This is a genomic window from Pseudomonas sp. TNT2022 ID642 (assembly GCF_028656995.1).
Lineage (GTDB): Bacteria > Pseudomonadota > Gammaproteobacteria > Pseudomonadales > Pseudomonadaceae > Aquipseudomonas.
This window is the reverse complement of record NZ_JAMDGW010000045.1, coordinates 54,573-66,951: the sequence shown is the minus strand read 5'-3', so window position 1 is coordinate 66,951 and position 12,379 is coordinate 54,573. Positions and strand designations below refer to the sequence as shown.

At 58.1% G+C, this 12,379-nt stretch carries 12 protein-coding genes; 6 read left to right on the top strand and 6 right to left on the bottom strand.

Translation table 11 applies throughout. From position 1 onward, the window contains the following. Positions 1-217: 217 nt before the first annotated feature. Positions 218-1,072: a LysR family transcriptional regulator gene (locus M5G26_RS29320; RefSeq protein WP_273917175.1), complete on the bottom strand. Its 855-nt coding sequence runs from the start codon at positions 1,070-1,072 to the stop codon at positions 218-220. Between the two features lie 89 nt (positions 1,073-1,161). Between M5G26_RS29320 and M5G26_RS29315 the strand changes: the two genes are divergently transcribed. After that, complete coding sequence (locus M5G26_RS29315) at positions 1,162-1,599, top strand: multidrug/biocide efflux PACE transporter (RefSeq protein WP_273917174.1); 438 nt, start codon at positions 1,162-1,164, stop codon at positions 1,597-1,599. A gap of 121 nt (positions 1,600-1,720) precedes the next feature. Here M5G26_RS29315 and M5G26_RS29310 read toward each other — a convergent pair whose 3' ends face one another. Next, positions 1,721-2,479: an SDR family NAD(P)-dependent oxidoreductase gene (locus M5G26_RS29310; protein ID WP_273917173.1), complete on the bottom strand. Its 759-nt coding sequence runs from the start codon at positions 2,477-2,479 to the stop codon at positions 1,721-1,723. Positions 2,480-2,601: 122 nt separating this feature from the next. Here M5G26_RS29310 and M5G26_RS29305 point away from each other — a divergent pair, with 122 nt between their 5' ends. After that, positions 2,602-3,498: a LysR family transcriptional regulator gene (locus M5G26_RS29305; RefSeq protein ID WP_273917172.1), complete on the top strand. Its 897-nt coding sequence runs from the start codon at positions 2,602-2,604 to the stop codon at positions 3,496-3,498. 133 nt (positions 3,499-3,631) lie between these two features. On the opposite strand, the gene M5G26_RS29300 is transcribed toward M5G26_RS29305, so the two are convergent. Both M5G26_RS29300 and M5G26_RS29295 read right to left on the bottom strand, forming a co-directional pair. After that, entirely contained in the window at positions 3,632-5,245 is a 1,614-nt protein-coding gene (locus tag M5G26_RS29300; protein ID WP_150693316.1) for an inorganic phosphate transporter, read from the bottom strand. A gap of 201 nt (positions 5,246-5,446) precedes the next feature. After that, on the bottom strand, positions 5,447-6,469 hold the full coding sequence (locus tag M5G26_RS29295) for a transporter (protein WP_273917171.1): 1,023 nt from the start codon (positions 6,467-6,469) through the stop codon (positions 5,447-5,449). A 276-nt stretch (positions 6,470-6,745) separates the two neighbouring features. On the opposite strand from M5G26_RS29295, the gene M5G26_RS29290 reads away from it, so the two are divergent. Then, a complete protein-coding gene (locus M5G26_RS29290) occupies positions 6,746-8,368 on the top strand; it encodes a methyl-accepting chemotaxis protein (protein ID WP_273917170.1) in 1,623 nt (540 codons plus the stop codon). A gap of 110 nt (positions 8,369-8,478) precedes the next feature. Beyond that, positions 8,479-8,922: a hypothetical protein gene (locus M5G26_RS29285; RefSeq protein ID WP_273917169.1), complete on the top strand. Its 444-nt coding sequence runs from the start codon at positions 8,479-8,481 to the stop codon at positions 8,920-8,922. Positions 8,923-9,308: 386 nt separating this feature from the next. On the opposite strand, the gene M5G26_RS29280 is transcribed toward M5G26_RS29285, so the two are convergent. Then, the gene (locus M5G26_RS29280) at positions 9,309-9,614 is read right to left on the bottom strand and encodes a PepSY domain-containing protein (RefSeq protein ID WP_007917758.1); all 306 of its coding nucleotides are present in this window, start codon (positions 9,612-9,614) and stop codon (positions 9,309-9,311) included. Between the two features lie 205 nt (positions 9,615-9,819). On the opposite strand from M5G26_RS29280, the gene M5G26_RS29275 reads away from it, so the two are divergent. After that, positions 9,820-10,662, top strand: a complete 843-nt coding sequence (locus tag M5G26_RS29275; protein ID WP_273917168.1) for a hypothetical protein — start codon at positions 9,820-9,822, stop codon at positions 10,660-10,662. Between the two features lie 41 nt (positions 10,663-10,703). Here M5G26_RS29275 and M5G26_RS29270 read toward each other — a convergent pair whose 3' ends face one another. Next, complete coding sequence (locus M5G26_RS29270) at positions 10,704-11,831, bottom strand: glycerophosphodiester phosphodiesterase (protein ID WP_273917167.1); 1,128 nt, start codon at positions 11,829-11,831, stop codon at positions 10,704-10,706. 221 nt (positions 11,832-12,052) lie between these two features. Here M5G26_RS29270 and M5G26_RS29265 point away from each other — a divergent pair, with 221 nt between their 5' ends. Continuing rightward, positions 12,053-12,379 (top strand): DUF2025 family protein, encoded by a 327-nt coding sequence (locus M5G26_RS29265; protein ID WP_273917166.1) that lies wholly within the window; start codon positions 12,053-12,055, stop codon positions 12,377-12,379.

The following is a 12,379-nucleotide window of genomic DNA, read 5'->3' as shown; positions in this document are numbered from 1 at the left end:
TGAGCTGGATAATTCATTAACCGCTTGAGGTCCGTCTCGTGTGAACGCCGCCTATGTCTACCCCTTCTCCCGGCTGGGGTGAGGGGCTTTTGAGCTCATATCCAATGAATCCACAATCGACTCGGTCTTTCAGGTCGATGTCTGACGCAAGACACCTCGGTCGGCCCCCTCTCCCTCCGGGAGAGGGCTGGGGTGAGGGTGGCTCGATCTTCAATCGCTATTCCAGCATCTTGCTCAACAACCAGCTCCCCGCCGGCCCCGGTGGATAAAGCCGCGACCACAACGCATCGACAAACACCGGCTTAGGCCAGCCGCGCACCTTCAACTCGACCAGCAAATCATTGCCAAAGCGCTGCGCCAGCCAGCGCGGCAACGGCGCCCAGCCAAAGCCTTTCTCGGCCATCTCCAGCAACATCAGATAACTCGGCGCCGACCATACCCGGCCTTTGCCGCGACTGTCATAGGGATTGACGATGGTCGCCAGACGCAGCTCACGATGCTGCTCGAGGATCTGCTGATCAATGTGATCAAGCTTGGCCAGCGCATGGTCGCGATTGACGAACAATGCGATTTCCGTGCGCTCGGCCACTGTCGACGTCACCAGATCCGGCGGGTAGTTCTCTTGCATCTCAGCGAAGGCCAAGTGCGCGCGACCGCGTTGCACCAGCTCAATCAAGTCATCACATTCGGCAATCAGACATTCCAGTTCCAGATCCGGATAACGCTGCTCAAACCCCACCAACGCCGCTTCAAACCGAGCCGACTGATAGGTATCGGAAATCGCCACCGTCAGCTTCGGCTCGACGCCTTGGGACAACTGCCGCGCAGTCATTTCCAGACGACTGCTGGCCGCCAGAATCGCCTCGGCGCGTTGCAGCATCACATGCCCGGCCGGCGTCAGTGTCGGTTTGCGGCTGCTGCGATCGAACAACTGCAGATCCAGATCGATCTCCAGACTGGCCACCGCCGCGCTGATGGTCGACTGACTGCGCCCCAACTTGCGCGCCGCTGCGGAAAACGAGCCTTGCGTGGCGGCCTGGACAAATGCCAGCAGTACTTCCTGCGAGATCATCAACTATCGCCTTGATCGATGGTTATTGATTATGAAGTATCGGTTTCAAGATAGATCATGGCAACCATCTTCACTCAAGGAGTCAGGCCATGACTGCCCACAAATCCATTACTGAACGTATTTTCCAGGCTGTTGGTTTCGAACTGCTGGCCATTCTGATCTGCACGCCATTACTGGCGTGGATCATGCAAAAACCGATGCTTGAAATGGGCGCGGTGACCGTGTTGATCGCCTTGCTGGCGCTGGGTTGGAACGTGGTGTTCAACCGCTTCTTCGACCGCATGCTGGCGCGTATGAACGTGGCGCACAACGCCTGGGTGCGTGTGGTGCACGCGCTGATGTTCGAAGGGGGCTTGATCGTGATGGGCGTGCCGCTGATTGCCTGGTGGTTGTCGGTCAGCCTGTGGCAGGCGTTTTTGCTCGACATCGGTGTGCTGCTGTTTTTCCTGCCGTACACCTACGTTTATCACTGGAGCTATGACGTAGTGCGCGAGCGCTTCATGACGCGCAACGCTTGCCAGAGCTAACCTCGATCCCCGTGTAGGAGCTGCCGAAGGCTGCGATCTTTTGATCTTGATTTTTAACAGCAAGATCAAAAGATCGCAGCCTTCGGCAGCTCCTACAGGGGGTAAGTGTTTTCAGTAAGAGTTAGAGGAACATGCCGCCGGATGCCTCAACACGCTGGCCATTGATCCACTGTCCACCCGGCGACAGTAGCAGCGCCAACGCTCCGCCAATGTCATCCGGCTGACCGGCACGGCCTAGCGCGGTGTTGCTGGCGACCATCGCATTCACCGCCGAGTTATCGCGTACGGCGCCACCACCGAAGTCAGTTTCGATGGCGCCCGGCGCGAGAATGTTCACGCCAATCTGCCGCGCACCCAACTCCTTGGCCTGATAACGGGTCAGCACTTCCATCGCGCCTTTCATCGCCGCGTAAGCGCCGTAACCCGGTAGGCTGAAACGAGTGAGGCCGCTGGAAATATTGATGATGCGCCCGCCGTCGTTAATCAGTGGCAGCAACTGCTGAGTCAGAAAGAACGGCCCTTTCAGCTGGATATTCATCAGCAAATCGAACTGCTCCGGCGTGGTTTCGGCGAACAGTGCGTGAACACCGATCCCGGCATTGTTGATCAGGAAATCAAAACGCTGACAGTCGAAAGTCTGCTGCAATGCCTGCTCAACGTGTTTACCGAAATCGGCAAAGCTTTCGCTGCGACCGACATCGAGTTGCAGCATCACGGCTTTGCCGCCAAGTGCTTGCACTTCGGCAACCAGCGCCTGCGCCTCATCAGCACGGCTGTTGTAAGTACCGATAACGTCGATGCCTTGAGCGGCGAGGTGCAGGGCGGCGTTTTTGCCCAAGCCGCGACTGGCGCCGGTGATCAATGCGATTTTGCGATTCATGGAGGCTTCCTCGATTGCAGTGAGTGGTGATGGGATGAAGTTTATTTATCCGCCCTGAGGTGATAAACAGAGTGAATCCGGAATCACTGATCGGATCAGCCGAACAATCAACAGGTGCCCCCATGAACAAACTGGAACTGCTGCGCACCTTCGTCCGGGTCAGCGAACTGTCGAGTTTCACTCTCGCCGGGGAAAGTCTCGGACTGCCGCGATCAACCGTGTCCGAACATGTGCAGGCTCTGGAAGCGTTACTCGGAACGCGCCTGCTGCAACGCACCACACGCAAGGTGCAGGCGACTCAGGATGGCTTGGTGCTGTACGAACGCAGCAAGGATCTGCTCTCGCACATGGACGAAATCGAAGGCTTGTTCCGCCAGGACGAGGCTTCGCTGACCGGGCGCATTCGCGTCGACCTGCCGAACATTCTCGCGCGGCGTCTGATCATGCCGCGCCTGCCGCAGTTCATGGATCGCCACCCGAATCTGGAATTGGAAATCAGCAGCACCGATCGACGCGTCGACTTGCTCAGCGAAGGGTTCGATTGCGTGGTGCGGATTGGCGCGCAGCCCGATCAATCGGTGGTCGCGCGGCACCTCGGGGACTTCCCCATGGTCAATTGCGCCAGCCCCGCGTACCTCGAGCGCTACGGCGTGCCGCAGACGCTGGAAGATCTCGCGCAGCATCGACTGGTGCATTACGTCGGCGTATTGGGTTCGCGTTCGGAAGGTTTTGTGTACGAGGAGGGCGGGCAGGTTAAACGCTTGCCGATGGCTGGCAGCATTACGGTCAACAGCACTGACGCTTACGAGTCGGCGTGCCTCGGTGGATTTGGTCTGACGCAGGTGCCGCGTACCGGCATGCAGCCGCATCTGGAAAACGGCGAACTGGTGACCGTGTTGCCGCAATTCACCGCGCCGGCGATGGGGATTTCATTGTTGTATGCGCGGCAACGGCATTTGCCGTTGCGGGTGAGGGTGTTTATGGACTGGCTGGGCGATCTGATTCGCTCGGCGCTCTAACCAACACCGCAAATCCAAATGTAGGAGCTGCCGAAGGCTCGGGCCGCGATCGGACGATCTTTTGATTTTGCTTTTTAAAAACAAGATCAAAAGATCGCAGCCTTCGGCAGCTCCTACAGGGGAGTTGTGGTGATTAGAAGATCTGGGTGAACAGCCAATAGAGGCTGCCTGACAGCAGGATCGCCGCCGGTAGGGTCAGCACCCACGCCATCAACAGATTGCGGATGGTCTTCATCTGCAACCCGCCGCCATTGGCGACCATGGTCCCGGCCACACCCGAGGACAAAACATGGGTCGTCGACACCGGCAAACCAAACATGTCCGCCGCACCGATGGTCAGCATCGCCACGGTTTCCGCCGAGGCGCCCTGCGCATAGGTCAGATGGGTCTTGCCGATCTTCTCGCCGACCGTCACCACAATTCGCTTCCAGCCAACCATGGTGCCCAGCCCCAGCGCGATGGCCACGGCGATCTTCACCCACAGCGGAATAAACCGCGTGGCATTGTCGATCTGCTGTTTGAACAACTGCAGTTTGCCGCTGGTGTCAGCGTCGAAATTGCCGACCTTGTTCTTGTCCATCAGGCGAATGCTTTCGCTGGCCAGGTACATGTCGTTACGCACGTTACCCATCGCTTCAGCCGGGACTTTCGCCAGCGAACCGTAGCCTTTGACCTCTTCACCGATGTGCCCGGTGAGGGCGGCAAGGGCGGGGATCAGTTGTGGCGTGGCGTCCTTGCTGCGCACGTAATCGGAGAGCACCGCACGCGGATCGGCGGGCGTCGGCAGCGGTGCACTTTTCACCAGCGCTTGCTGGGTGACTTGCGCCACGGCGGCAAACTGCAGCGATTGTTCTTCCGGCATGGTGCGGTTCAAGGCGTAAGCCATTGGCAGTGTGCCGACCAGAATCAGCATGATCAGGCCCATGCCTTTCTGGCCGTCGTTGGAGCCGTGAGCGAAGGACACGCCGGTGCAGGTCAGAATCAGCAAACCGCGAATCCACCATGGCGGTGGGGTATTACCCTCCGGAGCCTTGTACAGCGAACGATTCTTCACGAAGGCGCGCAACGCCAGCAGCAACAGCGCCGCGCAACCGAAACCCACCAGCGGCGAGAGCAGCAAGGCGTAACCGATTTTGGTCGCCTGCGCCCAATCGACGCCGCTGGTACCGTCGCGGCCATGCATCAACGCATTGGCCACGCCGACACCGATGATCGAGCCGATCAAGGTGTGTGACGACGACGCCGGCAAACCCAGCCACCAGGTGCCGAGGTTCCACAGGATCGCCGCGATCAGCAGGGCGAAAATCATCGAAAAACCGGCAGACGAACCGACCTGCAGAATCAATTCCACCGGCAGCAAAGCGATGATGCCGAACGCAACTGCGCCGCTCGAAAGCAGCACGCCAAGAAAGTTGAAGAAACCCGACCAGACCACCGCCACGTTCGGCGGCAGCGAATGGGTATAGATCACCGTAGCGACGGCGTTGGCGGTGTCATGGAAACCGTTGACGAACTCAAAGCCCAGCGCAATCAACAGCGCCACGCCGAGCAGCAGAAACGGCGTCCAGGTGGTGACCACCGTGCCGAGTTCGTGCATGTCGTGCATCAGGCTGTAGGCGGTGAACAGCATCCCCATCGCCAGCACGGCGAAAAAGATCACGTAGGTGAACGGACCGGTTTTCTTGTCGAGGGCTGGCCTGCCGCTGTGGGCGGACGCGGGGCTGGCGGTCAGGGAGGGAGTAGCCATGGCAGGACAATCCTGAGCGAGGGAAGGAATGTCGCCCATGATCGTTGCAGAATGTTACAGAGAGACTGCGCCATGTCAGTGTTTGGCTGAATAGCCTGACCATTGATCTGGAGGCAAAATCAAAAGATCGCAGCCTTCGGCAGCTCCTACAGGGGGAACTCATTCCAAGGTAGGAGCTGCCGAAGGCTGCGATCTTTGCTCTTAGTAATCCCCGCGTTTACGAAACGCCCAACGCCCGGCAATCACCGTAAACGTCGCCACCAGCGCAACCAAAATCCAGAACCCCTCCGGATCCTGCGACAACGGCACCCCGCCCACATTCATCCCGAAAAAACCGGCAATGATGTTGATCGGCAGCGCCAGCACCGTCACTACGGTCAAAGTAAACAGCGTGCGGTTGCTCTGTTCGTTGAGGTTGGCGGCGATCTCTTCCTGCAACAGTTTGATCCGCTCGCCGAGGGCAGTGAGGTCGTTGATGATCAGCGCAAACTCCTCGGTGGATTTGCGCAGTTCCTTGACGTCCTCCTTCTGCAACCAGGGCGGCGGCCGATTGAGCAAACGCAATAACGAACCTGGTTCCAGCGCCAACAGCCGTTGCAGACGCACCAGCACCCGCCGGTTGGCACCGAGTTCGGCGCGATTGGTCGACAGCCGCGAGGAAAGCAATTCGTCCTCGACCTGGTCGACGCTCATGCTGGTCTTGCGCACGATCTGCGTCAGCACTTCACCTTGATCGCGCAGCAGGTGCACGAGCAATTCCGAGGGCGAACGAAAGCGTTCGCCAGCCTTCACCGACGAGCGCAATTTGTCCACCGAGTGCAGTGGTTGCAGACGTGCACTGACGATCAGTTTGCTGCGCACACAGACCCACAGTGTCGACACGTCCGAAGAGACCATGCTGCTGAGGTTGAACACCACATCGTTGACCACCGCCAGCAACGCCGAGTCAACATGCTCGATACGTGTCGAACGCGAGCCTTCGTGCAGCGCCTCGAAAAACTCTTCGGGCAATTGCAGATGACTTTTCATCCAGCGCTCGCACGCCGCATGCGCCAGATTGAGGTGCAGCCAAAGAAATTCGCCACTGTCGCTGTCGTCCAGCAAACAGCGCAACGCTGTGGTCGAATCGACTTCGCGACCACGTTCGCCGGGCAGGAAGCGATAGCCGTAGAGCAGGCCAAACAGATCAGGGTCGCGATGGCTGATGTCGAGGCTGTGGTTCATGAAGGCTCGCTGCGAGGAGGGTGCGTCGGTGCGCAAATGGCAGGTTCACTGAGCCGCATCATCGCAATGTCACATGACGTTTATATGACAGCAAAGTGACGTCAAATCAGCGACTTACCGGTGGTCGGATTTTCTTCAAGAAGCGCTCTGGCGCGCCGATCACAGGTGCGTTAGGTTGCGCGCCATTGGCCATGAACCAAGGCTCGCCGACATGGATGTCCGGCAAAATTTCACGCCTTACCGGGCGTGCCTCATCCCTGTCCTGAGTATCTTGCGATGCTGCAAAAATCCCTGAGAACGCAAATTCTCGCCCTGCTGAGCGGCAGCCTGCTGGCGGTGCTGTTGATTGCCCTGGCCTGTTTTCATTTCCTCTCCAACGGCGTGCAAAGCTACAGCCAGTTGATCGCCGGTCCCCTGCACACCTCGCAATTGATCGATGAGGCCAACCTGCAATTCAAGGTGCAGGTGCAGGAGTGGAAGAACGTCCTGCTGCGCGGCAAGCAGCCGGCGGATCTGGCCAAGTACTGGGGGCAGTTTGAAGACCGTCAGCGCGATGTGCAGAACATCCTCGGTGAACTGGCCGGCCAGAAAGGCATCGAGCCGAGCCTGAAAAACCGCATCGAACGTTTGCGTGATGAGCATCGTCAGTTGGGTTCTGCGTATCAGAAGGGACGCGATGCCTACGTGGCTGCCGGTGGTGATCCGGCGGCCGGTGATGCGGCGGTCAAAGGCGTCGACCGCGCCGCCAGCGATCAGATGAGCGAGCTGGTCGCCGAGTTGCGCAAGCAAGGCACCGCGCAGTCGGCGCTGATCAGTGCCGAGGCTGATCGCACCGTGTGGCTGGGGCTGCTGGTGATGCTCGCGTCGGGTCTGCTGATCGGCCTGTTGAGCCTGTGGCTGGTCAACCGCAACCTGGTCGAGCCGATTCGTAAACTCATCGATTACGTGACCCAGTTGAGCCGCGGCAAACTGGCCGAGCGTGTGGTCAGCGATCGTCAGGATGAGCTGGGAAACCTCGCCGCAGCGGCCAACACCTTGCGTGATTTCCTCGCCGAAACCTTCACCCGTTTGCAGCGCAGCGCCAGTGATCTGGACAGCGCCAGCGGCGAGTTGAACGCGATCGCCACGACCATGGCCGGTGGCACCAACGAGCAGTTCAACCGCACCGATCAAGTCGCCACGGCGATGAACGAAATGTCCGCCACTGCGCAGGAAGTGGCGCGTCACGCTGCCGATGCTGCGCGTGCTGCCGACGATGCCGACCAGTCCGCCCAACAGGGTGAGAAGGTCATGCAGAGCACCATTCACTCGATCACCCAGATGCGCGGTGAAATCGCCAATACCGCCACGGTGATCCGTCGTCTGGAAGCTGATAGCGGCCGTATCGGCAAGGTGCTGGAAGTGATTCGCGGCATCGCCGAGCAGACCAATCTGCTGGCGCTCAACGCCGCGATTGAAGCGGCGCGCGCCGGTGAGGCCGGGCGTGGTTTTGCCGTGGTCGCCGATGAAGTGCGCAACCTCGCACAGCGTACGGCGGAGTCGATCATCGAGATCAACCAGATCATTCAGAGCGTGCAGACCGGTGCGGTGGACGCGGCGCAAGCCATCGACAGCGGCCAGACGCGCAGTGATGAAAGCGTCGAGCAGGTGACCCAGGCCGGCGCGATGCTGGAGCGCATCACCCACGCCGTGGAAGCGATCCGCGACATGAACCGTCAGATCGCCACCGCTGCGGAAGAGCAGACCTCGGTGGCCGAGGACATCTCGCGCAACCTCACCGAGATCACTTCGATCGCCAGCACCAACCTCGACAATGTGCAGCGCACCGAGAGCGCCAGTCAGAACCTGCATGGTCTGTCGGGCCAGTTGAACGAAGTCACCGCGCGCCTGAGCGCCTGAGGCCATTGACTGTGTACCGATTCGGATACCGAGTCGGTACACAGTCGATCTCAATTACCTGCGGCCGTGGTCGATGACCGGTTATCTATCACCGGCATTGGAGCCTTTCCATGGTCAGCATCACTTCAGTTTCGATCAATCAGACCGTCACGACACCCACCAGCAAAACCGCAATCAGCGACGTCGGTGACGATACCTCGACCACGGCAGCGGCCAGCACTGGCGTGAAAGCGGACACCAGCAAAGTGGCTGCGGGCGGTGGCGCGGCACCCGCGGGTGACAGCGATTCCAGCAGTGAAGAATCGGATTCGGTGAAGGAACTGCGCAAGCAGATTGCCGAGTTGCAGAAGCAATTGCAGGAGGAGCAGCAGGCGTTGCAAGCCGCCCAGGCGAAGCAGGAAAGTTCTGATGCAAAAGCTGCCGAAGTAGCCGCTGCGCAAGCGCAGATCACCGCTACCTCGGCGTCCCTGTCCACCGCCACAGCCTCATTGTTGCAGGCCTTGCAGGACTCCGATTCGAGCACCTCGGGTTCGCTGGTCAGTACCTCGGCGTGATGCCGTTTCCCCTCACCCTAGCCCTCTCCCAGAGGGAGAGGGGACTGACTGCAGTGACTATTCGAGGTACGCCGACCTGAAATATCGAGGCGCACTCTGGTCGTTGAATTGCGTCCGATTTGCTCCCTTTCCCCTCACCCTAGCCCTCTCCCAGAGGGAGAGGGGACTGACCGCGGTGACTATTCGAGCTACACCGACCTGAGATTGCGGGTCGAACTCAGGTGTTGAATAGCCCCCGATCGGCTCCCTTTCCCCTCGCCCCCTTGGGGGAGAGGGCTGGGGTGAGGGGGAGAAAATCTCACTGACAACACATCAACAAAGCCAAACACCAGACACAAAAAAGCCGCACGATCTTTCAATCGTGCGGCTTTTGGTGGTGCGTTCAATCAAGTGTCTTGCTTGTTGCTCAACACCTTGCCAGTGGTCGCATCAAAGTCCACATCGAACTCTTTGCCATCAGCCGTCTTCAACTCAACTTCATACTCATAACCATTGAAGTGGTTATCCAGGTCGGTGTCAGTAATAGTCGCACCCGGATGCAGTTTCAGCGCTTCGGCGTTCATCGATTCCAGCGACTTGATCTTGCCCGACTTAACCAGTTCAGGAATCTGGTCAACGCGAACATCAGCCTGGGCCAGGCCAGCGGTAAGAGTCAGGGCAGCAGCGGTAAACAGGGCAGTCAAAGTTTTCATCGGTTCATTCCTTTAGGTGTTCGTTTGAATGGGTTGAGCTGTTCAAGTGGGTTCAGCGTATCGAAGCTGTCTTAATTCAGGCTTAATCAATGAGTTTGGGCTCAAGTGAACGATTCGGTGTTTTTTCAACTGGAAATCACTCACTTTCTAAGTATCCAAGTGAGCTCTTTGATCAGCGGTCTGCATACCAACAGGAAACAAGGACATGACGGGAATGGAAAATCTTTGGGGCAATCAGCTTTTTCAACAACGTGCGAGATTGGCATTTCCGATCCTGGTTCGGCAGGCTTTGGCGACCACCCCAGTGACCTATGAAGACCTGGCGCAAGAGTTGGGTATGCCTAATCCACGAAACCTGAACTTTGTCTTGGGTTGTGTGGGCAGGTCTCTGCAAAAGCTGGAAGAGCAGTGGAAAGAAAGGGTCCCCCCCTTGCAAAGTCTGGTGATAAACAAAGCCACCCGCATTCCGGGTGAAGGTATCGATTGGTTTATAGATGACCTGAAGAACTATCGCAGACAGTCGCGTAAGCAGCGAGAGAGCATTATTCACGCCAAGCTAAGGGAGGTTTATGCGTATCAGTATTGGAACGAGGTATTGGAGGCTCTAGACCTGCAACCGCTGACACCAGTGTTTGCTCCGTTGTTGGCAGAAGCCTCTCGCCGCGGCGGCGGCGAGGGAGAAGAACATAGACGACTCAAGTTGTTCGTTGCCCAACATCCCGAGATTCTTAATCTGACAGGCAAGAGAGGACTTACTGAGGTAGAACATCGTTTGCCATCTGGCGATGTGATTGATGTTTTCTTTATGCGAGGCAAGGAGGTAATCGGCGTTGAGGTCAAGCCTTCGACAGCAGATGAAGCGGATATCGTTCGAGGTCTTTATCAGTGCATAAAGTACAAAGCTGTTTTGCAGGCGCGTCAGAGTGTGGAGCTAAAACCACAGAACGCCAGAACGTTCCTGGTATTGGGTGGAGCATTACCTGCAGCCCTGGTAGGGCTGAGAAACATGCTTGGAATTTCTGTAATTGAGAATGTGCGAAGCTTTTGATGTTCAGCGCGCGCCTGATTGAAAGGCGCGCGCTGGTTCACTCAGAACCCGTTGTTCTTCAACACCTGATCAACACTGCCGGCCGCCGGGCGTTTATAGAACTTCAACAGTTCGCTGGCGCGGTTGGTGAAGATGCCATCGACACCGGCCGCCATGACTTTCTCGAAGTCCACCGGCTCGTCGACGGTGTAGACGTGCACCAGCAGGCCCTGGTCGTGGGTGTATTGGTTCATCCACGGTTGCACCAGATCCGAATAGCTCTGATCGCCGCCCTTGGTCAACTTCGCCGAAGGACCGGTGCCGATCGCACCCTGGGCCTTGGCGTAATCCACCCATTGTTTGAATTCGGCTTCGGACTTCGGCTCTTGCTTGCCGAAGAAAACGTTTTTGTCTTTCTCGCCGGATTCGGCAAACGTCACTTTCGATTTTGGCTCGATGCTGCCTTCGCCCACCCACAACAGAAGGATTTTCGGCACCTGCGGCATTTCTTTTTCCAGCAGTTCGAGGCTGTTTTTCTCGAATGTTTGCAGAATCACTTTGCCTTTGCCCTGACCAACACCCAGCGCACTTTTCGCCAGTTTCGAACCGGCCGGGCTCAGCCAGCCGCGATCCTGCAGTTTCTCTTTCAGGTCTTTCTCGATCCCCGGAAACAGCTGCGGCTCTTTGGTCTCGATGTACAGACCCGGCTTGTGTTGCGGGTTGGCCTGGGCGATGTCGATGATTTCATCGAGGGTCAGAATTTTCAGCCCGGCGTAGGACGGGCGCGCGCGATCCGGGTATTTGGTGTTGAACCAGCTGCCGGCGTCGAGGGTTTTCAGTTCGGCCATGGTGAACGCGGTGGCCGAGGCGTCTTTGCGCTCCGGAAACTTGCTGGCGACGTCGGTGGTGCGTTGGAGGTTGTCGTCGTGCAGGGCGAACAGCACGCCGTCCTTGCTGCGCTGCAAGTCCATTTCCAGGTAATCGGCGCCCAGATCGCGAGCCAGTTTGTAGGAGGCAGCGGTGGATTCCGGTGCATCGAAAGAGGCGCCACGGTGAGCGATCACCGCCGGATGCGGGATACCGTTGGCGGCAGCGACCGCACCGGGATCGGCGTGGCTGGCGGCGTGCGCCTGACCGAGGCCGAGCAGCAGGCTCAGGACCAGAGCGCTTTTGGTGAAAGTAGCGGGCATGTTCGAGTTCCTTTCGCAGGGCATTTTCAAAGACGTACCTTTTAACAACTGAAGCGCTCGGGTGCTATCGCAGGACCGACATAAACGTATTAAAAGCGATTTTTCCTGCACTTTTGTGGCGCGGTTTGCAGTACGCTTGCCCTCGGCAGACGTCCCGGCAGAGGGCGCGCCGCTCAGTTGCCCTGCGTGTAAACCATCGATCATTTTTCGTGAGGTTTACCATGCGCATCACCTCCCAACTCATCTGCCAGGCCGCCGACGATCTCAAGGGTTTTGTCGGTCTCAACCGCAAGACCGGTCAGTACATCGTGCGCTTCAGCGAAGATTCGTTCGGCATGGACGTGGCCGATGAAGGCATTATTCCTGTGAATGAATTCGTCTGGGCGCCAGCGACAGCGCAGACCATGACGCTTAAACGCGAGTTGATTCAGTTGTTGCTGGATCAGAATATCGATGACCGGATCAACATCACCGAGCCGTTGCGGGTGTATATGACCAAGGTTGAAGTGCCGGAGATTGTCGCGGTGCGGAGTCTGGTGCGGGGCTGA

Excerpts from the sequence above, each read along its gene's own strand:
- M5G26_RS29320 (WP_273917175.1), bottom strand. The coding sequence starts at position 1,072 with ATGATCTCGCAGGAAGTACTGCTGGCATTTGTCCAGGCCGCCACGCAA.
- M5G26_RS29315 (WP_273917174.1), top strand. The coding sequence starts at position 1,162 with ATGACTGCCCACAAATCCATTACTGAACGTATTTTCCAGGCTGTTGGT.
- M5G26_RS29310 (WP_273917173.1), bottom strand. The coding sequence starts at position 2,479 with ATGAATCGCAAAATCGCATTGATCACCGGCGCCAGTCGCGGCTTGGGC.
- M5G26_RS29305 (WP_273917172.1), top strand. The coding sequence starts at position 2,602 with ATGAACAAACTGGAACTGCTGCGCACCTTCGTCCGGGTCAGCGAACTG.
- M5G26_RS29300 (WP_150693316.1), bottom strand. The coding sequence starts at position 5,245 with ATGGCTACTCCCTCCCTGACCGCCAGCCCCGCGTCCGCCCACAGCGGC.
- M5G26_RS29295 (WP_273917171.1), bottom strand. The coding sequence starts at position 6,469 with ATGAACCACAGCCTCGACATCAGCCATCGCGACCCTGATCTGTTTGGC.
- M5G26_RS29290 (WP_273917170.1), top strand. The coding sequence starts at position 6,746 with ATGCTGCAAAAATCCCTGAGAACGCAAATTCTCGCCCTGCTGAGCGGC.
- M5G26_RS29285 (WP_273917169.1), top strand. The coding sequence starts at position 8,479 with ATGGTCAGCATCACTTCAGTTTCGATCAATCAGACCGTCACGACACCC.
- M5G26_RS29280 (WP_007917758.1), bottom strand. The coding sequence starts at position 9,614 with ATGAAAACTTTGACTGCCCTGTTTACCGCTGCTGCCCTGACTCTTACC.
- M5G26_RS29275 (WP_273917168.1), top strand. The coding sequence starts at position 9,820 with ATGACGGGAATGGAAAATCTTTGGGGCAATCAGCTTTTTCAACAACGT.
- M5G26_RS29270 (WP_273917167.1), bottom strand. The coding sequence starts at position 11,831 with ATGCCCGCTACTTTCACCAAAAGCGCTCTGGTCCTGAGCCTGCTGCTC.
- M5G26_RS29265 (WP_273917166.1), top strand. The coding sequence starts at position 12,053 with ATGCGCATCACCTCCCAACTCATCTGCCAGGCCGCCGACGATCTCAAG.